Source organism: Pseudalkalibacillus sp. JSM 102089, from assembly GCF_041366475.1.
Lineage (GTDB): Bacteria > Bacillota > Bacilli > Bacillales > Guptibacillaceae > Guptibacillus > Guptibacillus hwajinpoensis_B.
On sequence record NZ_JBEWYW010000004.1, the window covers coordinates 53,816 to 77,555 of the forward strand.

Sequence of the window (23,740 nt, forward strand, 5' to 3'; positions counted from 1 at the left end):
AGATTACTTCATGAGTAATTAAAGTTCAATTGGACTGACGGAGTTCCTTTGCAGATAGACCTACTCGGATTTCATCGAGATCAAAGGTTAGGGGTGAATTCATGTTTAAATTTAACGATGAAAAAGGACAACTTAAATGTTCTTTCTGTGGTAAAACGCAGGATCAAGTCCGTAAGTTAGTAGCAGGACCAGGTGTTTATATCTGTGATGAGTGTATTGAATTATGCACTGAAATCGTTGAAGAAGAACTTGGAACTGAAGAAGAGGTGGACTTCAAAGAAGTACCGAAGCCTCATGAAATTTGCCAAATTCTTGATGACTATGTCATTGGACAGGAAAAGGCGAAAAAATCACTTTCAGTAGCCGTTTATAATCACTATAAGCGTATTAATGCATCATCTAAACCTGATGATGTTGAGCTTGCGAAAAGTAATATTGCACTAATTGGACCAACAGGGAGCGGTAAAACACTTCTCGCACAAACGCTAGCTAGAATTCTAAATGTGCCTTTTGCTATTGCGGATGCTACGTCATTAACTGAAGCTGGGTATGTTGGGGAAGATGTTGAGAATATTCTTCTTAAACTCATTCAAGCTGCAGATTACGATGTAGAAAAAGCTGAAAAAGGGATCATCTACATTGATGAAATTGATAAGGTAGCTCGCAAATCTGAGAATCCTTCTATTACCCGTGATGTTTCTGGTGAAGGTGTTCAGCAAGCGCTACTCAAAATTCTTGAAGGTACAACTGCTAGTGTGCCTCCACAAGGTGGACGTAAGCATCCTCATCAAGAATTTATTCAAATTGATACAACAAACATCCTCTTCATTTGCGGGGGAGCGTTTGATGGAATTGAACAAATTATCAAGCGTCGTCTTGGTAAGAAAATTATTGGATTTAGTGGCGAAGCAAAACAAGAAGATCTTAAACCAGGTGAATACCTAGGTAAGGTTCTTCCTGAAGACCTCCTTCGTTTTGGACTGATTCCTGAATTTATTGGCCGTCTTCCGGTTATTGGAAGCCTTGAGCCTCTAGATGAAGAAGCACTAGTAGAAATTCTTACAAAACCTAAGAATGCATTAGTGAAGCAATATCAAAAACTTCTTGAACTTGACGATGTTGAACTGGAGTTTGAAGATGATGCACTAGTAGAAATTGCGAAACAAGCAATTGAAAGAAAAACTGGTGCACGTGGACTTCGATCGATTATTGAAGGAATTATGCTTGATGTTATGTATGACCTTCCTGCTCGTGAAGAGATTAAGAAGTGTGTACTGTCAGCTTCTACAGTAAGTGAGAAGACTACGCCTAAATTGATTCTTGAAGATGGTTCTGTTATCGACGAAGATAAGAAATCGCCTAAAGAAAGTGCATAATTTCAAAGCCAATCGCCTGCGGGTGATTGGCTTTTTTGTGAGTTGCCCTATCCAATTTGTGAATTGCCGGTTTATGGAACGAAACCTCAGGAGATACTAGTTCTATTGATCAATCTTCAGGAGGTAGGAGTATGAATTGGACAGGGATAGCACTAGCGATACAATTATTTTTTGGAATAGTGATCGGATTGTATTTCTGGAATTTGCTTCGGAATCAGCGAACCCAGAAAGTTTCAATAGATAAAGAATCGCGAAAAGAAATGGAGCATTTACGTCGATTAAGAAGTATTTCGCTAAGCGAACCGCTATCAGAACGTATTCGGCCAACTGGATTTTCTGAGATTGTTGGTCAAGAAGAAGGGATTCGTACGTTAAGAGCCGCCATCTGTGGACCTAATCCGCAGCACGTGATTATATATGGACCGCCTGGGGTAGGCAAGACAGCGGCCGCCCGCCTCGTTCTAGAGGAAGCTAAGCGAAACCGTGGAACGCCTTTCAAAAATTCAGCCGTTTTTGTAGAACTAGATGCTACTACGGCACGCTTTGATGAAAGAGGGATTGCTGACCCTTTAATTGGTTCTGTTCACGACCCTATTTATCAAGGTGCGGGAGCTATGGGGCAGGCGGGCATTCCTCAGCCAAAGCAAGGAGCTGTTACGAATGCGCATGGAGGGATCCTCTTTATTGATGAAATTGGAGAGCTTCATCCCATTCAAATGAACAAGCTGCTAAAAGTTCTAGAGGATCGAAAAGTGTATCTTGAGAGTGCTTATTATAATGAAGAAAATACAAATATTCCTAACCATATACACGATATTTTCCAAAATGGATTACCAGCAGATTTTAGAATGATTGGAGCGACTACGAGAACTCCAGAAGATATTCCGCCGGCCATTCGTTCTAGATGTATGGAAGTTTATTTCCGTGAGCTGAGCCAGGAAGAAATCGCCCGTATAGCGACTAGAGCAGCGAAGAAATTAAATCTTACGCTCGATAACGATGGTATTGAGCGGGTTAGTCGCTATGCTAGAAATGGTCGTGAAGCGGTTAACTTAATGCAAATTGCGGCAGGACTGGCAATTACAGAAAATAGAGGAAGCATTACTGCGGCAGATATGGAATGGGTCATCCATGCGAGTCGACTTACGCCAAGGCCAGAAAGAAAAATCCCTCTGTCCCCAGCAACAGGTGTTGTTAATGGGCTAGCAGTTTATGGACCAAACATGGGAGCTTTACTTGAAATTGAAGTGACAGCCGTTAAAGGTAAACTAGAAAAAGAAGGCTCTGTTACTATTACAGGTATTGTTGAGGAAGAAAGCATCGGGAATCAGTCAAAGTCGATCCGAAGAAAGAGCCTTGCGAAATCTTCTGTAGAAAACGTTATGACCGTCTTAAAATCGATGGGGCTACCAGTGGGGGCTTATCATCTACATATTAACTTTCCTGGAGGTGTTCCTGTAGATGGTCCCTCAGCAGGGGTTGCTATTGCGACAGGTATATACTCTGCTGTTAAGGGAAGTCCTGTTAATCATAAAGTTGCAATGACTGGTGAAATTAGCATTCATGGGTTAGTTAAACCTGTGGGGGGCGTTTTTGCCAAAGTAACAGCTGCACGGGATGCTGGTGCTGAATTAGTCCTCATCCCATATGAGAATAATGAAGATATGCTGAAAGTCATCAAAGGTATTACTGTAGTTCCGGTAAAACATCTGTCAGAAGTATTTGACGCAGCCTTTATGATTGAAAAAGCGCAAGAATTTCCTTCCATTGTAATAGGAAAATCCCAGCCCGGAAGTTAGGGGGCGGGGATTTTCTTTGTGCATTGAAGAAAACTCAAAAAAAAACGTGAAATAAATTAAATCAGCTAACATAGCTAAAAAAGACTGCCAGGCGCGTTTTTCTATTATAAGTAAGTTTTTTTGGAGTTTGAGCAGGGATGATTAGACAAGTAGAAGAAACTTAGGATACAATGAAGTACAACTTATCAATAGAATAAGCTCGGATAATTGCGAATCATAACGTTTTTTAGTTTGTTGTCTGGAGGTGCCGTGATTGAAGAATGAACATAAAACATTGCCATTGCTGCCTTTAAGAGGTTTGCTTGTTTACCCATCAATGGTTTTACATCTTGATGTAGGACGTGAGAAGTCTGTACAAGCACTTGAGAAGGTTATGATGGATGACCAGAAAATTTTTCTATCTACACAAAAAGAGGTGGAAATTGAAACACCTGATGTAAAAGATATCTACGAGATTGGAACACTTGCAACGGTTAAGCAAATGCTGAAATTGCCAAATGGCACAATAAGAGTGCTTGTTGAAGGGCTCCAACGAGGAAAAATTGTAGAATTTAAAGATACAGAAGAGTTTTATGAGGTTGAAGTAGAGCAAATTAATGAAAGCGCAGATAAGAATGTTGAAGAAGAGGCATTAATGCGAACAGTTCTTGATTTATTTGAACAATACATTAAAGTTTCTAAAAAAGTGACCGCCGAAACATTTGCGTCTGTAAGTGATATCGAGCAGCCCGGACGGCTTGCTGATATTATTGCTTCTCATCTTTCATTAAAGATTCGCCAAAAGCAAGAAATTCTAGAAACCTATAGTTCACAAGAACGATTAAATAAGCTGATTGAAATTCTTCAAAATGAAAAAGATGTAATCGATCTTGAAAAGAAAATTGGTCAGCGTGTAAAACGGTCGATGGAGAAAACACAAAAAGAGTATTATCTTCGCGAACAAATGAAGGCGATTCAAAACGAACTGGGTGAAAAAGAAGGTAAAACTGGTGAGATCGCAACACTCAAAGAGAAAATTGAAGAAGCGGATATGCCCGAATCCGTTCAAGAAATGGCGTATAAAGAGCTTGATCGGTATGAGAAAATTCCGCAAAGCTCAGCTGAAAGTTCTGTTATTCGTAATTATATTGATTGGTTAATTCAAGTACCTTGGTCAAAAGAAACGACGGATAACCTAGATATTAATCATGCAGAAAAGATTCTTGATGAAGATCATTACGGTCTTGAGAAAGTAAAAGAACGTGTGCTAGAATATCTTGCTGTTCAGCAACTCACCAAATCGCTCAAAGGACCAATTCTTTGTCTTGTTGGACCTCCTGGTGTAGGGAAAACATCACTTGCAAGATCTGTCGCTCGTTCCATTGGACGAGAGTTTGTGCGAATTTCTCTTGGTGGTGTGCGTGACGAGGCTGAAATACGAGGTCATCGTAGAACCTATGTTGGAGCTATGCCAGGTCGAATCATCAGAGGGATGAAAAAAGCAGGCACTGTTAACCCTGTTTTTCTATTAGATGAAATCGATAAAATGTCTAATGACTTCCGTGGTGATCCATCATCTGCCTTATTGGAAGTGCTTGATCCACAACAAAACAACACATTTAGTGATCACTATATTGAAGAGCCGTATGATCTGTCGAAAGTGATGTTCGTAACAACAGCGAATAATCTTGCAACGATACCGGAACCACTACTTGATCGTATGGAAGTCATTCAAATTGCAGGGTACACTGAAATTGAAAAAGTGAATATTGCTAAGAATTATCTTGTACCAAGACAGCTTGAAGAGCACGGATTGAAAAAAGGTAATCTTCAGCTCAGAGAAGAGAGTCTTTATAAGCTTGTGCGCCACTATACGAGAGAAGCTGGTGTTCGTAATCTTGAGCGCCAAATTGCTACGGTTTGTCGAAAAGCAACGAAATTAATTGTTTCAGGTAAGAAAAAACGCGTTATTGTTACTGAAACAATGCTTGAAGAGCTGCTTGGACATCCGAAATTTCGTTATGGTGAAGCTGAGAAGGAAGATCAAATTGGAACGGCCACGGGTCTAGCTTATACGACGGCTGGTGGAGACACCCTTGCTATTGAAGTTTCCCTATCACCTGGTAAAGGTAAGCTCATATTAACAGGGAAACTTGGCGATGTGATGAAAGAATCAGCTCAAGCTGCGTTTAGTTATATTCGCTCTAAGTCAGAAGAGCTTTCCATTGACCCGTCGTTCCATGAGTCGAACGACATCCATATTCACGTACCAGAAGGGGCTACTCCAAAAGATGGTCCATCAGCAGGGATTACAATTGCCACGGCTCTTGTATCCGCATTAACAGGCAAGGCTGTACGAAGAGATGTAGGGATGACCGGTGAGATTACGTTACGTGGACGTGTTCTGCCGATTGGTGGACTAAAAGAAAAATCGCTTAGTGCGCATCGAGCTGGTTTAACCACTATCATCATGCCAAAGGAAAATGAAAAAGATCTGGATGATATTCCAGAAAGCATTCGCAAAGATTTAACATTCCTTCCGGTCTCACATTTGGATGAAGTGTTAAAAACCGCACTTGTGGGGGAGAATAAATGAAAGTAACGAAATCAGATTTTATAATTAGTGCTGTTAAGCCAGAGCAATATCCTGTAGATGGTTTGCCTGAGATTGGCTTAGCTGGCCGATCTAACGTAGGGAAATCTTCTCTTATTAACACGCTAATTAATCGAAAGAATCTTGCTAGAACATCACAAAAACCTGGAAAAACCCAAACGCTTAATTTTTATTTAATTAATGAGCTATTGTATTTTGTGGATGTTCCTGGTTATGGCTTTGCTAAAGTATCCAAGAAAGAAAGAGATGCTTGGGGGCGTATGATTGAGACTTATTTAACTGATCGAGATCAGCTTAAAGCGGTCATTCAAATTGTTGATTTACGTCACTCTCCATCTAATGATGATGTCGTGATGTACGACTGGTTAAAGCACTATGAAATACCAGTAATTGTTGTAGCGACGAAATCGGATAAAATCCCTAAAGGAAAATGGGATAAACATTTAAAAATCGTTAACCAGACGCTGAAAATTGAACCATCCGACAAACTCGTCACGTTTTCTTCTCATACTGGACAAGGTAAAGAAAATGTATGGGGTGCAATTAAATCTTATTTGTAGTTATCAAGCCCGGTCAGTAGATCGGGTTTTTCTTTATGTTTATTTTTCAGATAATTAGCAATTTAGGGTTTTCAATTCAAATAGAAAGGGAATGGAAATAAAGTGAAGGAAACAGAAGGATATAGAGGCTGTTTTTCTGATATCCACTCTTAGGAGGAATTAGGAGGTGTACAAGCCGTAAGTTAGAATTGAAAGAAATGTCTAAAAATTGGTATTATAAAAGTATCGCAGTTTACATAATCCTAACTGCATGTTTGAAAAGTCGTTTAAGGGGGACACGTGATGATGAAAAGAAAGTGGAGTTTTCTAACCGCAATAATGTTATTGTTTGTGCTTGTTTTAGCCGCTTGTGGAGGGAACGAAGAAGAAAGTGGATCATCTGGTTCTGAAGGAGACGACGGTCTAGAATTAACAGAAGACGGTAAATTCAGCTACGTCGTTTCGGGTGAATTTCCACCGTTTAGTACAGTAGATAAGAATGGAGATCTTGATGGCTTTGACGTAGCAGTTGGGAAAGCCATCGCAGAAAAGTTAGATCTTGAACCCGCTGTAGAGAAATTTAAATTTAGCGGTATGGTATCGGCCATTCAGTCAGGTCGTTATGATGCGGCAGTAGCTAGTCATACGATTACGGATGAGCGTAAAGAAGCAGTTAATTTTAGTGAACCATATTACTATTCGGGACCTGTACTTTATGTACAGCCTGGAAGCGATATTAAGAGTGTAGAAGATCTAAGTGGCAAAGATGTCGCTGTATCTAAAGGTTCCACTTACGAAAAATCAGCGGAAGAGTACACTGATAAGATTTCAAATTACGATAGTGATCAAACTGCATTGCGTGCATTAAGTGAAGGAAAGCATGATGCAGTTATTACAGATGACATTACAGGCAAGCAAGCAATCGAAGAAGATTTCAAGATTGAGAAGGTTGAGCAACTTGGTACGAGTGAACAAGCTGTTGCCATTAAGAAAGAGAACTCAAATCTTCTTGAAGCCGTTAACAAAGCTTTAGAAGAGTTAAAAGAAGATGGAACACTAACAAAGCTAAGTGAGGAATACATCGGAGTAGACATCACCCAGAGTCCTGACAGTGAGTAAGGAAAAGGAATGTGTGCGATGTGCGCACATTCTTTTTTTTAACCTGTTACGTTACTGAATTCTAAGGAGCTGATCGCACTTGCCAACTTTTGCTCATTTTTTTGAAACATTATTAGAAAGCTACCCTGTTTTCTTTGAAGGTTTATGGCTAACGATTCGAGTTACATTCGTATCTGTTTTAATAGCTGTTTTTATTGGACTGTTTTTTGCACTTTTTAAAATATCTCAATCAAAAATACTTAATTGGATCGCGAATGTGTACATCGCTGTCATTCGAGGTACACCACTTATTGTGCAAATCTTTATTTTCTATTTTGGTTTAACTGAATTCAACATTCCGAAATTCTGGGCTGCTTCGATCGGACTTGCTCTCCATAATGGGGCTTATATTGCAGAGATCTTTCGAGGTTCGATTCAATCAATCGACAAAGGTCAGATGGAAGCAGGACGCTCTCTTGGAATGAGTCATACTCTTGCTATGAGGCGGATTATCCTTCCGCAAGCATTCAGACGAGCACTTCCGCCACTGGGTAACCAATTTATCATTGGATTGAAAGATTCCTCTCTAGCAGCCTTTATTGCTCTACCAGAATTGTTCAGCGTTGCGACTACGCAGGGGGCAAGAACGTTTGATGAGATGACGTATTTACTTATAGTTGCTGTATATTATCTTGTGTTGGTTCTAATCTTTACGTTCTTAGTTAACCTTCTTGAGAAACGACTATCAGCTAGTGATTAAGAAACCGGAGAGGTGTTAGAAATGGCCGAAAAAGCTGAAATGATTCGAGTAGAGAAATTGAATAAATCCTTTGGTGACCTCCATGTCCTAAAGGATATTGATCTTGAAGTTAATGAAAGTGACGTTGTTGTTCTGATTGGAGCTAGTGGTTCAGGTAAAAGCACCTTGCTACGCTGTATGAATTTTCTTGAAATCAAGAATAGTGGGAATGTAATCATTGAGGGTGAAACAATCGATCCTAAAAGAAATGATCTAAATAAAGTAAGGCAGCGGGTTGGAATGGTGTTTCAACATTTCAACTTATTCCCACATAAATCCGTTCTAGAAAACGTGATCGAAGCACCGTTAATGGTTAAGAAATTGAAACGTGCTGAGGCTGAGAAGGAAGGCAAAGAACTCCTTGCGAAGGTAGGGCTAGCTGATAAAGCAAATGTGTATCCGAACAAACTTTCAGGTGGGCAAAAGCAGCGAGTTGCAATAGCACGTTCACTTGCGATGAAGCCAGACATTATGCTTTTTGACGAGCCGACTTCTGCGCTTGATCCTGAACTTGTAGGAGAAGTTCTTTCAACTATGAAAGAATTAGCGAAAGAAGGAATGACCATGGTAGTGGTCACACATGAAATGGGCTTTGCGCGCGAAGTTGGAGACTGGGTCGTATACATGCACGACGGTAAAATTGTGGAGAAGGGTCACCCGAACGAACTGTTCAACGATCCAAAAGAACAGAGAACACAAGACTTTTTAAGTTCAATTCTATAAAAAAGTAAGGAGCTGCAGCTCCTTACTTTTTTTTCGTTACAAGATAGATACCGATTGCAATTAAAGCAAGGGGCCAGAATTTTCCTACGAAAGAAAAAGTAGTCGAAAGCCAAATTTCTAACCCGGTGTATAGAAGTTCGATAATGGATATAGCAAGTAGAATTAAACCTGGAATGAGGCCAGTTTTCTTGGTCTTATAATATGTAACGAGATAGGCAGCACTTAATATAAGGGTATACATGCCCCAGCTGTCTGGCCAAATAGCGAGTTTATTGACGAAGTAGAAATGGACACCAAGGCCAAGTAGGAGTACTCCAGGAAAAAGCATGTTTCCTTCTCTCGCAATGAAGCCTTGAATCATCATCGCTACACCGATAACGATTAGGATTACTTGCCAATTCATTAGTTGCTCAGCAAAAGGCAGGTTTAACGTTTGTGAGAGATAATAAAGGCCGATTCCGATAAATAAAACACCTGGAAAAATACTTTGACGTTTCAATGAAAATCCTCCTATTGTCAGAAATACGCATTTTTTGCTATACAATTGATTTTCTGGTACATTAATAGTTGTATGACTACTAATAATATGCAGAGATAATACTTTCTTCATCATATCATAATTGCTTTCATAGTCTGTTCACATTTCATAACTCTGTGAGTTTTGTCACATGTTACAATAATTAGAGACGGTATGATAGCAAAAGATTAGTTTTAGCTAACAATTTTTTGGGGGTGGAACGATGCACATCCTGGTCGTAGGGTTGAACCACAAAACAGCCCCTGTTGAAATACGAGAGAAACTTTCCTTTCAGGAGAATGAATTGCCTGAAGCATTAGATAAGTTGCGTCACTCTAAAAGTATTCTAGAAGCGGTGATCTTATCAACATGTAACCGTACAGAGTTATATGTTGTTGCTGATCAGCTTCATACAGGGAGATATTATTCAAAAGCTTTTCTATCTGAATGGTTTGGAATTGAGAAAGAAGAATTTTCACCATATCTAGTGATTCGCGAAAACGATGCGGCAACAGAACATCTTTATCGTGTAGCGGCTGGACTTGATTCGCTTGTCATTGGGGAGACGCAAATCCTTGGACAAGTTCGTGATGCTTTCTTGCTTGCTCAGGATTCAGAGACAACAGGAACAATTTTTAACCAGCTTTTTAAACAAGCGATTACTCTTGCTAAACGATCCCATTCCGAAACTGAAATTGGAGAAAATGCCGTTTCGGTGAGCTATGCTGCAGTCGAATTAGCCAAGAAGATTTTTGGTGGACTTCAAAATAAACACGTTGTCATTCTTGGCGCTGGCAAGATGGGTGAACTCACTGCTAAGAATTTGCAAAGCAACGGTGTAGACCAAGTTACGGTCGTAAATCGAACGCTTGAGAAAGCGACAGAGCTTGCTTCTCGTTTTAAAGGACAGGCTCGTTCTATGGATGAAGTAGAAACTGCGCTAGCTGATGCAGACATTCTAATCAGTTCAACAGGCTCAACAAGTTATGTTCTAACCGAGCAAAATGTCAAACCTCTACTTAAAAAGCGAAGAGGTCGTCCATTGTTTATGGTAGATATTGCTGTTCCAAGAGATCTAGATCCATCACTTAATAATATGGACTCTGTTTTCTTATACGATATTGACGATCTAGAAGGGATTGTCGAAACAAACATTGCAGAGCGGAAAAAGGAAGCAGAGAAAATTGAACTAATGATTGAAGAAGATCTTGTTCAATTTAGAGAGTGGCTCAATACACTTGGCGTTGTACCGATGATTACAGCATTACGTACGAAAGCACTTGCGATTCAAGCAGAAACAATGAATAGTATTGAACGCAAACTGCCGAATTTAACAGATCGGGAACGAAAAGTATTGAGTAAGCATACCAAAAGCATAGTGAACCAGCTGCTACGTGATCCTATAGTGCGTGTGAAGGAGATGGCTGCAGAGCCAAATGCAGAAGAGTCGCTTGAGATCTTCACTAAAATATTTGCGATTGAAGAAGAGATTGAGAGAGAACTCCATAAGCAAAGAGTGAAAGAAAACGAAGAAAAAAGACAGCATGAATCCGTTGACTACTCCCCTTTATTACAGGTATCGCAGTTGCGCTCCTAGGAGAGGAGACATGATTTGTGACGAACGCCAGCTGGCTTTATGATATAACGATATTACTTTATGCACTTAGTGTGCTTGGGTATTTTATTGATTTCTTGCAGAACAACCGGAAAGTAAATCAGTTTGCTTTCTGGTTGCTTTCTATTGTCTGGATCCTGCAAAGTGCGTTTCTTGTAACGCAGATTATTGAAATTGGCGGATTCCCGATTTTAACACCTTTTGAGGGGTTATTTTTTTATGCGTGGGTGATTGTCTCACTATCACTCTTAATTAATTGGTTTTTTCGAGTTGACTTCTTTGTCTTTTTTGCAAATGTACTCGGTTTCAGTATAATGGCCATCAACTTATTTGCTACTCGAGAGCAGGCATCGAGTTTACTCACTGAACAGCTTATGTCTGAGCTTTCGATTATTCATATTACGATGGCTTTCTTATCATATGGAGCATTTTCACTTTCCTTTATTTTCTCAATTATGTATTTAACTCTCTATCAAATGTTAAAAGGTAAGAAGTGGAGCAAACGACTGAGAAGATTTGGGGATTTGTCACAGCTTGAGAAATTGTCTTATTTATGTAGCGTTCTAGGTGTGCCGCTTTTGTTACTGAGCCTGATTTTAGGAATTGTATGGGCTATCTTGAAAGTAGATACATTCAGCTTACTGGATGCAAAGGTTATTATCTCTTTCATCGTTCTTGGAGCATATAGTACGTATTTATATCAAAAGGTAGCTAGAGATATGGAAGGGAAATCCCTTGCTTTATGGAACGTAGCGGCGTTTCTTATCGTTTTAATTAATGTCTTCCTTTCTGGAACATTTTCAGAATTCCATTTCTGGTATGTATAAGGGAGCACTGAATGGAGGATAAATGATGCGTAAAATCGTAGTTGGTTCAAGAAGAAGTAAATTAGCGATCACTCAAACAAAATGGGTGATCAGTAAACTAAAGGAATTAAATCCGGATGTTGATTTTGAAATCAAAGAGATTGTCACTCGTGGTGATAAAATTCTTGACGTTACTCTCTCAAAAGTTGGGGGAAAAGGCCTATTTGTGAAGGAAATTGAAGACGCCATGTTAAGAGGAGATATTGATATGGCGGTTCATAGTATGAAGGATATGCCTTCTATTTTACCTGAAGGATTAATGATTGGGTGTATACCTGAACGTGAAGATCATCGGGATGTGATTATTTCTGAATCGAAGAAGACGTTCAGAGAGCTTCCAGAAGGTGCCGTAATCGGAACTAGCAGTTTGAGACGTGGTGCACAGTTGAAAGCCATTCGTCCGGATGTGGAGATTAAGTGGATTCGCGGAAATATTGACACGCGTATACGTAAGCTTACAGATGAAGATTATGATGCTATTGTACTAGCTGCAGCGGGTCTACACCGCATGGGGTGGTCAAAGGAGATTGTTACAGAATACCTTGATCCTGATTTGTGTGTACCGGCTGTTGGACAAGGCGCTTTATCGATTGAATGTCGAGAAAGTGATGATGAACTACGAGCTATTTTAAATCAATTCAGTGATTATGAAACGACGAAAACAGTATTAGCGGAGCGAGCTTTTCTTCATACTCTCGAAGGTGGATGTCAGGTGCCGATTGCCGGTCATGCGACGCTTAAGGATGAGACGCTTACGGTTACTGGATTAGTGGGAGAGCCTGATGGTTCTATCATTATTAAGGAAATGGAAATTGGTGATGATCCTATCCAGGTAGGGAACACACTTGCAAATAGAATGAAAGAACAGGGAGCTAAGGATATCCTCGACCGTGTGAAAGAAGAATTAGACCAATGATCTCGCCGCTCTCAGGAAAGCGTGTATTGGTCACGAGAGCTCGGGAGCAGGCAACATCATTTACGAAATTAATTGAAGAAAAAGAGGGGATTTCTATTGAAATCCCTCTTATTTCATTCGAATCTCGGAATCAACTGTTGAACTCGATCACGTTGAGTGAATATAGCTGGATTGTGTTTACAAGTGCGAATGGTGTGCGGTTTTTCTTGAAGCAAGCGAAGGTTCCAAAAGGTGTAAAGGTTGCCGCTGTTGGAAGTAAAACAGCTAAGGCCCTAAAGCGATATGGGATTGAAATCAATCTTATGCCAAAGGATTTTATAGCAGAAGGGCTTGTAGCCGCTTTGTCTCGTAAGGCTGACCCAAATGAGAAGATATTATTACCAAGAGGGAATCTTGGTCGAGCAGTATTACCGGGGCAATTAAGGGATCTTGGATTTAACGTAACTGACTTACCTATCTATGACACAGTTATTCCTTACGAGTCCAGGGCGGCATTGAAAAGAGTGATTGAAGAGGGAGAGTGTGATGTCATTACGTTCACTTCTTCGTCAACGGTCCACCATTTTAATCAACTTCTCCAAGCCGAGAATTTGAAAGATAAGCTTAAAGGGATCACAATAGTGGTAATTGGACCTATTACTGAAAAGACGCTACTGTCTTATGGGATCGTACCTCAGGTAGTCCCTGATCAATATACAATTGAAGGAATGCTTGATAGCCTTGAGCGTTTCTTTGAAAAATAGGAGGAAAGTATAATGGAAACAGGAAACTTTCATCGTCATCGTCGTCTAAGACGATCTGAATCAATGAGATCACTCGTGAGAGAAACCTATTTACATAAAGAGGATTTCATCTATCCCATCTTTGCAGTTGAAGAAGAAAATGTGAAACGCGAAATTCCTTCTATGCCTGGTGTTTATCACTATTCATTAGACCGTTTGAATGAAGAGGTACAGGAAGTTGTTGACCTTGGTATTAAGTCAATTATGATGTTTGGTGTCCCAAATCATAAGGATGCGGTTGGATCAGAAGCATACTGTGATACTGGCATCGTGCAAAGAGCTATTGCACAAATTAAAGAAGCGTTTCCTGAATTAACTGTTATTGCAGATACATGTCTTTGTCAATATACGGATCATGGCCATTGTGGTGTGATTGAGAATGGTTATGTACAAAATGACCAGTCGCTAGAGTTACTTACGAAAACAGCGATTTCTCAAGCGAAAGCAGGAGCAGATATGATTGCCCCATCTAACATGATGGATGGTTTTGTTGCGGCAATTCGTCAAGGTCTTGATGAAGCGGGCTTTGTTGACGTCCCAGTGATGAGCTACGCTGTGAAGTTCTCATCTGCTTTCTATGGTCCTTTCCGCGATGCGGCTCATAGTACTCCGCAGTTCGGAGATCGTAAAACGTATCAAATGGATCCAGCTAATCGACTCGAAGCTATTCGAGAAGCAGAGAGCGATATCGCTGAAGGGGCAGATTTCTTAATGGTTAAACCGGCTCTTTCTTATCTTGATATCATTCGTGAACTCAAAGATCGTTATCCTCTACCGATGGTTGCCTATAATGTAAGTGGGGAATATTCCATGATAAAGGCTGCGAGTCAGAACGGGTGGCTAAATGAAGAAGAGGTTGTCCTTGAGAAATTAACAAGTATGAAGCGCGCAGGAGCAGATTTAATTATCACATATTTTGCGAAAGATGCTGCTCGCTGGCTAGATCAATAGAACTGAAAGAGAGGGGTTGTGAAAATGGGTAATTTTGATCGTTCTAAGGAAGCTTTTCAAGAAGCATCTAGAGTAATGCCAGGTGGAGTGAACAGTCCAGTTAGGGCGTTTAAATCAGTTGGCATGGATCCTATTTTTATGGAAAAAGGAAAAGGATCTAAAATTTATGATATCGACCAAAATGAGTATATTGATTACGTCCTTTCGTACGGACCACTTATTCTTGGTCATGCTGATGAACAGGTTGTTGATCGCCTTAAAGCTGTGACAGAGCTTGGAACGAGCTTTGGTGCACCTAGTAAGTATGAAACGAAACTAGCTGAACTAGTGATTGATCGAGTACCATCTATTGAAATTGTTCGTATGGTGAATTCAGGAACGGAAGCCACTATGAGTGCTTTACGTTTAGCAAGAGGATATACTGGCCGTAATAAAATCCTTAAGTTTGAAGGCTGCTATCATGGGCATGGGGATTCGTTATTAATAAAAGCGGGTTCTGGTGTTGCGACACTTGGGCTACCTGACAGTCCTGGCGTACCTGAGGGAATTGCGAAAAATACTATTACGGTTCCATATAATGATCTTGAAAGCTTACGTTACGCATTCAAGGAATTTGGAGATGACATTGCCGGCGTCATTATTGAACCTGTAGCAGGTAACATGGGGGTCGTCCCACCACAGCAGGGCTATCTTGAAGAAATTCGTAAGATAACGGAAGAGAATGGCACACTTCTTATTTTTGATGAAGTTATGACAGGCTTCCGCGTTGGGTATAATTGCGCTCAAGGATTTTACAATGTTACACCCGATCTTACGTGTCTAGGTAAAGTTATAGGCGGTGGGCTCCCTGTTGGCGCTTATGGCGGTAAGAAAGAAATTATGGATCAAATCGCACCAAGCGGTCCGATTTATCAAGCGGGAACATTAAGTGGAAATCCGCTTGCTATGACGGCTGGGTATGAAACGCTATCGCAACTCACACCAGAAAGTTATGAGGAATTTGAACGGAAAGCAGAGCGACTTGGAGAAGGACTTTCAAAAGCTGCTGCAAAATACAATATCCCTCATACAGTAAATCGTGCAGGATCGATGGTTGGTTTCTTCTTTACGAATGAAGATGTGATTAATTTCGAAACAGCATCCTCTTCAAATCTTGAACATTTTACAAACTATTTTAAAGAAATGCTTGAACAAGGGATTTCACTTCCACCTTCTCAATTTGAAGGAATGTTCTTGTCAACCGCCCACACAGATCACGATATTGATGAAACAATTGCGGCTGCAGAAGCGGCTTTCTCAAAACTTGTCTAACCTAAAGCTACCGGCATTTGCCGGTAGCTTTTTCTATGATAAGAAATTGAAAACATCTTCATTCTTTTTCAATTTAGACATAATCCTGTGAATCACTCATACATGTGTAATGTATGGATAATGTTTGAAAGGAGGAGAAGGCATGCCTGAAGGCTCATATTTGCATTTCTCCGTGGAGGAGCAGGTCTGGTTAAAGAAAGGACAGGAAGTTGAAGAGGTTCTATCCATCTCACTTGACCCTGAAATTTCGATTGAAGAGTATGAGGATTATGTAGCTGTGAAAGGCTGTTTATATTTAACGGGTGAATATTTGCAGCGTGACCAAACAGATGAGGAAGTTACAAACGAGGCTTCCCCTTATCGTTCCATTCATGAGGTGAATGTTAGAGAAGATGGCACAGCGTCAATGGGGCATCGTTTCCCTGTTGATATTACGATTCCAGCAAGCCGTATAAGGAGTCTCGAGGAAATTTTCGTTACGGTTGACACGTTTGATTACTCTCTACTGGAAGAGAATTGCCTTCAGTTGAAAGCAGATATTTCCATTAGCGGCATTCAGGGGGATCAAAATCGTGTAGAAGAGGAAGAAGCTGAACTATACGTTGTAGAAGAGGACGAAGAGACAGAGGAATATACAACAGAGGAAGATGCAATCTGGGAGAATGATATTAAATACGTTGATGACAGTGAGGAAGAATCATTGGAACAGGCCTATCATTTACGCGCTCCACAAGTAGGTATGAGAGCTAAGTCAGACTCATATGAAGTAAACGAACTAGAGAACGATGATCAGGAGCAGCCGGAACCCACGTATGATTTTCTCACGAGAATGGCTAGGCAAATGGATGGTTCCAATGAATATAATAACCAGCCAATCGTAGAAGAAACGAGGTCAAATCAAGACGATCATTATAACTATGAAGAGGAGGAACAAGAGTATCAGGAAAACCGGAATCAAGCACCGCGTGAAGAAAATGCGCTCTATCTTACAAGTATGCTGACAAAAGAGGAAGAACAATTTTCGAGAATGAAGATGTGTATTATCCAACCGGGTGATTCGTTAACCGAAATAGCGGAACGCTATCGAGTCCTTCCGAGTCATCTTGCGCGAGTCAATCGTCTTGAGGAAGATGAAGTGAAGGAAGGACAGATCTTATATATTCCTGTCAATCGTTAACTTAAATTGTTTGCTGCCCCTACCTTTGGAATGTTGCAAATAGGGTAGGGGGTAAAGGGGTAATCGAAATGGATCTCGTAGCGATCATTGAAGAGAAGTATGATCTAAAAGATGTCCAATGGTTAGAGAAACCACAATTGATCATGACCCATTTAGGTAAAAGAAAACTATCATACTGGCGGGATCGGGATTTGCTTGAGTATCATCTCAACTTCCGTGACCGTCTTTTTTCTCAACATGGATTTCTTTGTAATCGAATGATTCGAACCAATGAAGGGAAAAGATTTATCCGAATAGAAAACGATTATATGACTGTACATGATCATGTAGAAGAAGCTTATCCATTGGAGAACGTTCCTGAAATGAAAGGATATTTACTTGCGACACTACTAAGTACCGGAGATCAGAAGGCTACTCTTACATCACATTTTCCTTATCGTAAGACGTTAGAGGATTTATCGTCTCTAAGATTAACTCATAAAGAACAATACTTGTTACTTGTTAACCTTATTCCAGAAGTGAAAAAGCGCCTGGATTTTGAGATATGTTATTCGCTTCCATTCATTCCATTTACTCACCATGTTTTAAAAGAGGTTTTAGGCCAAATCTACTTTGAATGTAGCGACGAACCACCTGTTTCTGCTTCCAAAGTTATCCTGAAAGAAGTTCATTCCTGGTATGCTCTTAAGAACTCCCCTCACTTTATAAAATGCTTTGAAGCGTTAGTGAATGGCGTGGAGGACGATATGAAACCCAGACTTATTCAGGTTATTTTTGCTCCATGGGAGTGGCAGGAATGTATTCAGGCATTGCAATCGAATATGAATGACCCTGATCAGGTCATGAAAGAGTTTATTGATAAGTGGGAAGCGAATAGAGATATGTTAAGGCTGCTTGAGCTCTCCCTTTCAGATAGGAGGATTTCCTTCTAATGAGCGATCCAGCACTCTTATTTCAATATGATTTATATCCTGAACGGGTTGTACAAATGGGGAAAATCACAAAGATCGAAACAGAGAGAGGCGCGTTTGCTTTAAAAAAAGCGCAGCTTAGTAAAGAACAGATGGATCGTATGCTTTATCTAGAGGAGCGGTTTAAACAGCTAAAATTCGAAGGATATGTACCACTTGTTCGAACAAAGTATGGGGATTCCTTCGTTTATCAAGGGGATCACATCGTTTATTTAACGCCTTGGGTAGATGAAAGGGAAACAAGTCCTGCTCAAAAAGATGAGCTTCTCGTTCATCACCTTGCTGAATTACATGGCTATACTGCTAAAGAGCAAGCTTTTTCTGAAGAAGTGATCAAACAGTCGTATCAGAAAATGGTTTTATTAAGAGAAAGTAGACAATTTGAAATGGAGAAATACGTAAGCCATATTGAAAAACGCATTTATCTTTCGCCATTTGAGCTTACCTTTGTATCACATTTTCATCAACTGATGAGGTATTGTGAGCTCGCGAAAAGAAGATTAGATGACTGGTATGAGCAAATTCTGGATGCAAAACGGTATCGAAGTGTTCTCTGTCACGGAAAATGCTCTCCTTCTCATTATGTATCAAGCGCGGGGAGAGGGTATTTTATTAATTTCGAGAAGTCAGTTAGCGATACTCCTATCAGGGATCTTGCTTATTTTATTCGCTCATCTATTCAACCTTTTCAATTCAATCCTGCTGCCACAACTGCTCATCTTGCCAGATATGAAGCCCAATTCTCTCTTAATGATGAGGAAAAGGAGCTACTTGCAAGCTATTTATATTTTCCAGAGTCGGTTTTTAATAGCGTGTTATTATTTAATGAAAACCGACAACAATGGCCACATATTAAGCATGTCCGCCTATTCACGAAAAAAATAGAAGTGATGAATGGGATAAATAAAGTTCTAGAAAACTTCTAGATCCATTCAAAGTAAAAGCACACTTCTAATGCAACAAGGATTATTAATATAAGTACATCTATAGATGTTGGAAAAAGGATTGTTCGGATCGTTTGAAACACAATAAACGGAGGTACGAACTGAGCGCAAATATCTCTGAACTTATATAACGAGGGTGGGATCTGAAAGCGATTCATTCCACCAAACCGTTTTTTCATATCAGGTATTCTCCTTTGTTTTCAGTTATTGTTACAAATAGACTATGTGTGAAGTTGAAATTGGGTGATTAAGGCGGGAGAGAACTGGCTAAGCTAAGAAAAAGGGCTCTTATGATCTTGACGATCTCGAATCAAAAAGGTAAACTTAATGATACAAATAGTCGACAGGCAAAGATAGGGAGTAGTAGAATGTGAACCCTTCAGAGAGAGAAGTCATTTGCTGAAAGATTTCTCAGGATCGTAGCATTCGAAGTCGCCCTTGAGCTGTTTCTCTGAACGAGTAGTAGGAGAATCCGGTAATCCCGTTATTCGAATGAAGCGTACAGCTAACGTTTATTTAGCTGTAAATAAAGGTGGTACCGCGAAAATACTTCTTTCGTCCTTTTCCTAAGGATGGAGGAAGTTTTTTTGTTGTTTAAAAAGCTTACACCTTCGTGGAAAGAGAACAAGGAAAGCCGCAGAAATGTCCTGAGACTTATTGAATGGAAAGGAAGAGTGACAATGGCGAATAAAGAGCTAACGATGCCGACGAAGTACGATCCAAAGGCAACAGAGCAGAAATGGTACCCGTATTGGGTAGATGGCAAATTTTTTGAGGCAACAGGTGATAAAGAAAAAGAACCTTATACAATTGTAATCCCCCCGCCGAACGTTACAGGTAAACTACACCTCGGGCATGCTTGGGATACAACGCTTCAAGATATTCTATCGCGTGTAAAGCGTATGCAGGGATATGATGTTCTCTGGCTTCCAGGAATGGACCATGCTGGGATTGCGACACAGGCAAAAGTTGAAGGAAAGCTCCGAGAAGAAGGTACCTCGCGCTATGACCTTGGCCGAGAGAAGTTCCTTGAGAAGTCTTGGGAATGGAAAGAAGAGTATGCGGATTTTATTCGTAGCCAGTGGGCGAAGCTTGGTCTTTCTCTAGATTATTCAAGAGAGCGTTTTACACTTGATAACGGTCTTTCTGATGCAGTACGTGAAGTATTTGTAAAGCTATATGAGAAGGGCTTAATTTATCGCGGTGAATATATTATCAACTGGGACCCACAAACAAAAACGGCCCTTTCTGATATTGAAGTTATTCACCAAGAAGTAACTGGTCACTTCTATCATATGCGCTATCCTCTTGCAGATGGCTCAGGACATATCGAAATTGCAACAACTCGTCCTGAAACAATGCTAGGTGACTCAGGTATTGCTGTTCATCCAAAAGATGAGCGCTACAAGCACCTAGTTGGTAAGAAAGCGATTTTGCCGCTTGTAGGGCGTGAAATTGAAATTGTTGCGGATGATTACGTTGATATGGAATTTGGATCAGGTGCTGTGAAAATCACTCCAGCTCACGATCCGAATGACTTCGAAATTGGTAACCGTCATAACCTTGAGCGCATTCTCGTAATGAATGAAGATGGGTCAATGAATGAGAGTGCCGGAGAGTACCAGGGCATGGACCGATTTGAATGCCGTAAGAAACTTGTGAAAGATTTACAGGATAAAGGAATTTTATTCAACATTGAAGAGCACGTTCATTCCGTAGGTCATTCTGAGCGAAGCGGTGCTGTTGTCGAACCTTATCTTTCAACACAGTGGTTTGTTAAAATGGGGCCTCTTGCTGAGCAGGCGATTGCTCTTCAGAAGTCAGACGACAAAGTGAACTTTGTACCTGAGCGATTTGAAAAAACGTATTTAAATTGGATTGAGAACATTCGTGACTGGTGTATTTCAAGACAGCTTTGGTGGGGGCATCGCATTCCCGCGTGGCATCATAAAGAAACTGGAGAGATCCACGTTGGACTTGAAGAGCCAGCCGATATTGAAAACTGGGAGCAAGACGTTGATGTTCTAGATACGTGGTTTAGTTCAGCGCTTTGGCCTTTTTCTACAATGGGATGGCCAAACGAAGACGCTGAAGACTTTAACCGTTTCTACCCAACAAACGTTCTAGTAACGGGTTATGACATTATTTATTTCTGGGTAGCTCGTATGATCTTCCAGGGTATTGAATTTACAGAGCAGCGCCCGTTTAACGACGTCCTCATTCATGGACTTGTACGTGATTCTGAAGGACGTAAGATGAGTAAATCGCTCGGTAACGGTGTCGATCCAATGGATGTTATTGAGAAGTACGGTGCTGATTCCCTTCGTTTCTTCCTATCCACTGGCTCATCACCAGGTCAGGATCTCCGTTTCTATTGGGAAAAGGTAGAGTCTACGTGGAACTTTGCTAATAAAATTTGGAACGCTTCTCGTTTTGCCTTAATGAATATGGATGGCATGACGTATGAGGAACTTGATTTAACAGGTGAAAAATCGACAGCTGATAAATGGATTTTAACTCGCTTAAACGATACGATTGAGCAAGTGACGCGCCTGATTAATAACTATGAGTTTGGTGAAGTGGGTCGTTACCTTTACAACTTTATCTGGGATGACTTCTGTGATTGGTATATTGAAATGGCGAAATTACCGCTCTATGGTGAAGACGAAGTAGCTAAGAAAACAACTCGTTCTGTTCTAGCTTATGTACTTGACCAAACGATGCGTCTTCTGCATCCATTCATGCCTTATCTTACTGAAGAAATCTGGCAACACCTTCCTCATGAAGGAGAATCGATTACTGTTGCAAGCTGGCCAGTAAAGAACGAAGAGCTTCACTTCCCAGAAGCTGCTGCTGATATGGCGCTTCTAACGGAAATTATTCGTTCAGTACGTAACATTCGAGCTGAAATGAATGTGGCACCAAGCAAACCGATTGAACTTCGTATTAAGCCAAAATCAGCTGATACTCAGAAACAGCTTGAACAAAATAGTCAATACATTGAACGCTTCTGTAACCCAGAAACCTTGACTATTTCTGCGGATCTTCAGGCACCGGAAAAATCGATGACGGCTGTTGTATCTGGAGCTGAATTATTCTTGCCGCTTGAAGGGTTAATCAATATTGATGAAGAAATTGAGCGTCTAAAAGGAGAAATGAAGAAGCTAGATTCTGAAGTTGATCGTGTTCAGAAGAAGCTCGCTAATGAACGCTTTATTAGCAAAGCTCCTGAGAAAGTTGTTGAAGAAGAACGAGCGAAAGAAAAGGATTATCTTGAGAGAAGAAGCAACGTAGAAGCTCGTATTAACGAACTAAAAAAATAAGAAAATGACGAATCTCGTTTAGAGGTTCGTCTTCTTTTAAGGAGGGAGCGGGACATATGTTTCACTCATATGACGAAGCGGTAAGTTGGATTCATAGTTTATTAAATCATGGCATTAAACCAGGTTTAGAGCGTATGGAATGGATGCTCGATCAGCTCGACCATCCAGAAAGACGGTTGAAAACGGTACACGTTGGCGGAACGAACGGAAAAGGATCAACCGTTACGTACTTGCGAACGGTGCTCGAGGAGTCGGGGTATGAAGTAGGAAGTTTTACTTCTCCTTATATTGAATCGTTTAGCGAACGAATCGCTATTAATGGACGACCGATTAATGAAGAAGATTTAGTTGCTCTATGCAATCGTGTTCAGCCTCTTGTTGAGATGGCGGCTGTCTCTCCGCTTGGGTCACCAACTGAATTTGAAGTGATTACGGTTATCGCTCTCTTATATTTTGGGACAATTGCCTATCCAGATCTTGTTTTGATGGAAGTTGGTCTTGGCGGACGATTTGATTCAACCAATATTATTCACCCGCTTGTAAGTGTGATTACAAATGTCGGATACGATCATACGCACATTCTAGGGAGTGATATTAAGCAAATCGCTTATGAAAAAGCGGGGATCATTAAGTCAGGGGTTCCTCTTGTGACAACTGCTGAAAAAGAAGAGGTACTCACTCTTTTACATGAAACGACGAAATCGAAAAAGACGAAAATTTATCGATTGAATGAAGAGTTTTCTATTAAGGAGCAAATGAGTGATAAGGAAGGGGAGCGTTTTTCTTTTCAATCACCTTACCGTAAACTCGAAGATCTACACATTCAGATGAAGGGTGAGCACCAGGTAAAAAATGCAGGTGCAGCGCTTATGACACTTGAATATTTACGTGTTTTCTATGGTCTACATATTGAACAGGATATGATTCAGCGCGGACTGGAGAGAGCGAAGTGGCCAGGTCGATTCGAACAGCTTCGTTCAAATCCGACTATTGTTGTGGACGGTGCGCACAATCCGGAAGGTGTCGAAAGTCTTGCTAACACGCTTAAGCAGCATTACCCTGAAAGACACATACATGTTATCTTTAGTGCTCTTGGTGATAAAGATATTGAATCGATGCTAAAACCACTTTATCCTCTAATTGAGACTATTTCGTTTACTACCTTTGAATTTCCAAGAGCTGTATCAGGTGAGGAGTTGTCGAATAAAGCGACTTTTGCTAATAAGAGATATGAGGAAAACTGGAGGAAAGCCATCCAGGTGACGATGGATGAGATGGTTGAAAATGACCTGCTTCTGATAACGGGTTCTCTTTATTTTGTCTCTGAAGTTCGTCATTTTCTAAAAAATTAGAATTTTATAGAAAAAACTAGGACTTTTTCGCCATTTTTTGCTAAAATAGAACTTAACCACATTAATATGGAAAAATATTCTTCCTGGG

The 23,740-nt window shown here is 40.4% G+C and carries 19 protein-coding genes and 1 other annotated feature; of the genes, 18 read left to right on the top strand and 1 reads right to left on the bottom strand.

What is annotated here, in order from left to right; translation table 11 throughout:
* Positions 1-101: 101 nt before the first annotated feature.
* The 7 genes from clpX to ABVF21_RS10920 all read left to right on the top strand — a co-directional run bounded on the left by clpX (position 102) and on the right by ABVF21_RS10920 (position 8,927).
* The gene (gene clpX, locus ABVF21_RS10890) at positions 102-1,376 is read left to right on the top strand and encodes an ATP-dependent protease ATP-binding subunit ClpX (protein WP_194219374.1); all 1,275 of its coding nucleotides are present in this window, start codon (positions 102-104) and stop codon (positions 1,374-1,376) included.
* Positions 1,377-1,507: 131 nt separating this feature from the next.
* Complete coding sequence (gene lonB / locus ABVF21_RS10895) at positions 1,508-3,175, top strand: ATP-dependent protease LonB (RefSeq protein ID WP_371018207.1); 1,668 nt, start codon at positions 1,508-1,510, stop codon at positions 3,173-3,175.
* Between the two features lie 253 nt (positions 3,176-3,428).
* Positions 3,429-5,750 carry an endopeptidase La gene (gene lon / locus ABVF21_RS10900; protein ID WP_303532014.1) on the top strand — a complete coding sequence of 774 codons (2,322 nt, stop codon included), beginning with the start codon at positions 3,429-3,431 and terminating at the stop codon, positions 5,748-5,750.
* A complete protein-coding gene (gene yihA, locus ABVF21_RS10905; protein ID WP_303532012.1) occupies positions 5,747-6,328 on the top strand; it encodes a ribosome biogenesis GTP-binding protein YihA/YsxC in 582 nt (193 codons plus the stop codon). Before lon ends, yihA begins: the two co-directional genes overlap by 4 nt.
* A gap of 282 nt (positions 6,329-6,610) precedes the next feature.
* The gene (locus ABVF21_RS10910) at positions 6,611-7,426 is read left to right on the top strand and encodes a transporter substrate-binding domain-containing protein (RefSeq protein WP_306558415.1); all 816 of its coding nucleotides are present in this window, start codon (positions 6,611-6,613) and stop codon (positions 7,424-7,426) included.
* Between the two features lie 79 nt (positions 7,427-7,505).
* Positions 7,506-8,165: an amino acid ABC transporter permease gene (locus ABVF21_RS10915; protein WP_160918640.1), complete on the top strand. Its 660-nt coding sequence runs from the start codon at positions 7,506-7,508 to the stop codon at positions 8,163-8,165.
* Positions 8,166-8,186: 21 nt separating this feature from the next.
* Complete coding sequence (locus ABVF21_RS10920; protein ID WP_276511803.1) at positions 8,187-8,927, top strand: amino acid ABC transporter ATP-binding protein; 741 nt, start codon at positions 8,187-8,189, stop codon at positions 8,925-8,927.
* A gap of 22 nt (positions 8,928-8,949) precedes the next feature.
* Here the strand turns inward: ABVF21_RS10920 and ABVF21_RS10925 are convergent, their stop codons facing one another.
* Positions 8,950-9,426 (bottom strand): LiaI-LiaF-like domain-containing protein, encoded by a 477-nt coding sequence (locus ABVF21_RS10925; RefSeq protein ID WP_303532005.1) that lies wholly within the window; start codon positions 9,424-9,426, stop codon positions 8,950-8,952.
* Positions 9,427-9,667: 241 nt separating this feature from the next.
* Here ABVF21_RS10925 and hemA point away from each other — a divergent pair, with 241 nt between their 5' ends.
* The 11 genes from hemA to ABVF21_RS10980 all read left to right on the top strand — a co-directional run bounded on the left by hemA (position 9,668) and on the right by ABVF21_RS10980 (position 23,652).
* Complete coding sequence (gene hemA, locus ABVF21_RS10930; RefSeq protein WP_303532002.1) at positions 9,668-11,041, top strand: glutamyl-tRNA reductase; 1,374 nt, start codon at positions 9,668-9,670, stop codon at positions 11,039-11,041.
* Positions 11,042-11,058: 17 nt separating this feature from the next.
* Positions 11,059-11,886, top strand: coding sequence for a cytochrome c biogenesis protein (locus ABVF21_RS10935; protein WP_303531999.1), 828 nt, complete (start codon positions 11,059-11,061; stop codon positions 11,884-11,886).
* A 25-nt stretch (positions 11,887-11,911) separates the two neighbouring features.
* Entirely contained in the window at positions 11,912-12,841 is a 930-nt protein-coding gene (gene hemC / locus ABVF21_RS10940) for a hydroxymethylbilane synthase (protein WP_194219381.1), read from the top strand.
* Positions 12,842-12,867: 26 nt separating this feature from the next.
* Positions 12,868-13,584, top strand: coding sequence for a uroporphyrinogen-III synthase (locus ABVF21_RS10945; RefSeq protein ID WP_303531996.1), 717 nt, complete (start codon positions 12,868-12,870; stop codon positions 13,582-13,584).
* Positions 13,585-13,596: 12 nt separating this feature from the next.
* Positions 13,597-14,574 carry a porphobilinogen synthase gene (gene hemB / locus ABVF21_RS10950; RefSeq protein ID WP_303531993.1) on the top strand — a complete coding sequence of 326 codons (978 nt, stop codon included), beginning with the start codon at positions 13,597-13,599 and terminating at the stop codon, positions 14,572-14,574.
* Between the two features lie 24 nt (positions 14,575-14,598).
* The gene (hemL, locus tag ABVF21_RS10955) at positions 14,599-15,885 is read left to right on the top strand and encodes a glutamate-1-semialdehyde 2,1-aminomutase (protein ID WP_303531990.1); all 1,287 of its coding nucleotides are present in this window, start codon (positions 14,599-14,601) and stop codon (positions 15,883-15,885) included.
* Between the two features lie 142 nt (positions 15,886-16,027).
* Positions 16,028-17,062, top strand: coding sequence for a stage VI sporulation protein D (gene spoVID / locus ABVF21_RS10960; protein ID WP_303531987.1), 1,035 nt, complete (start codon positions 16,028-16,030; stop codon positions 17,060-17,062).
* 68 nt (positions 17,063-17,130) lie between these two features.
* Positions 17,131-17,994 (top strand): hypothetical protein, encoded by an 864-nt coding sequence (locus tag ABVF21_RS10965; RefSeq protein ID WP_303531985.1) that lies wholly within the window; start codon positions 17,131-17,133, stop codon positions 17,992-17,994.
* Positions 17,994-18,959, top strand: a complete 966-nt coding sequence (locus ABVF21_RS10970) for a phosphotransferase (RefSeq protein WP_303531983.1) — start codon at positions 17,994-17,996, stop codon at positions 18,957-18,959. Before ABVF21_RS10965 ends, ABVF21_RS10970 begins: the two co-directional genes overlap by 1 nt.
* 359 nt (positions 18,960-19,318) lie before the next feature.
* Positions 19,319-19,543: a binding site (T-box leader), on the top strand.
* Between the two features lie 114 nt (positions 19,544-19,657).
* A complete protein-coding gene (locus tag ABVF21_RS10975) occupies positions 19,658-22,300 on the top strand; it encodes a valine--tRNA ligase (protein WP_303532330.1) in 2,643 nt (880 codons plus the stop codon).
* Positions 22,301-22,356: 56 nt separating this feature from the next.
* Positions 22,357-23,652, top strand: a complete 1,296-nt coding sequence (locus ABVF21_RS10980) for a bifunctional folylpolyglutamate synthase/dihydrofolate synthase (RefSeq protein ID WP_303531980.1) — start codon at positions 22,357-22,359, stop codon at positions 23,650-23,652.
* Positions 23,653-23,740: the final 88 nt, after the last annotated feature.

Coding starts and splice junctions, on each gene's coding strand:
- ABVF21_RS10980 (WP_303531980.1), top strand. CDS start 22,357: ATGTTTCACTCATATGACGAAGCGGTAAGTTGGATTCATAGTTTATTA.
- clpX (WP_194219374.1), top strand. CDS start 102: ATGTTTAAATTTAACGATGAAAAAGGACAACTTAAATGTTCTTTCTGT.
- ABVF21_RS10965 (WP_303531985.1), top strand. CDS start 17,131: ATGGATCTCGTAGCGATCATTGAAGAGAAGTATGATCTAAAAGATGTC.
- lonB (WP_371018207.1), top strand. CDS start 1,508: ATGAATTGGACAGGGATAGCACTAGCGATACAATTATTTTTTGGAATA.
- ABVF21_RS10975 (WP_303532330.1), top strand. CDS start 19,658: ATGGCGAATAAAGAGCTAACGATGCCGACGAAGTACGATCCAAAGGCA.
- ABVF21_RS10910 (WP_306558415.1), top strand. CDS start 6,611: ATGATGAAAAGAAAGTGGAGTTTTCTAACCGCAATAATGTTATTGTTT.
- yihA (WP_303532012.1), top strand. CDS start 5,747: ATGAAAGTAACGAAATCAGATTTTATAATTAGTGCTGTTAAGCCAGAG.
- ABVF21_RS10970 (WP_303531983.1), top strand. CDS start 17,994: ATGAGCGATCCAGCACTCTTATTTCAATATGATTTATATCCTGAACGG.
- hemC (WP_194219381.1), top strand. CDS start 11,912: ATGCGTAAAATCGTAGTTGGTTCAAGAAGAAGTAAATTAGCGATCACT.
- ABVF21_RS10920 (WP_276511803.1), top strand. CDS start 8,187: ATGGCCGAAAAAGCTGAAATGATTCGAGTAGAGAAATTGAATAAATCC.
- spoVID (WP_303531987.1), top strand. CDS start 16,028: ATGCCTGAAGGCTCATATTTGCATTTCTCCGTGGAGGAGCAGGTCTGG.
- hemL (WP_303531990.1), top strand. CDS start 14,599: ATGGGTAATTTTGATCGTTCTAAGGAAGCTTTTCAAGAAGCATCTAGA.
- hemB (WP_303531993.1), top strand. CDS start 13,597: ATGGAAACAGGAAACTTTCATCGTCATCGTCGTCTAAGACGATCTGAA.
- hemA (WP_303532002.1), top strand. CDS start 9,668: ATGCACATCCTGGTCGTAGGGTTGAACCACAAAACAGCCCCTGTTGAA.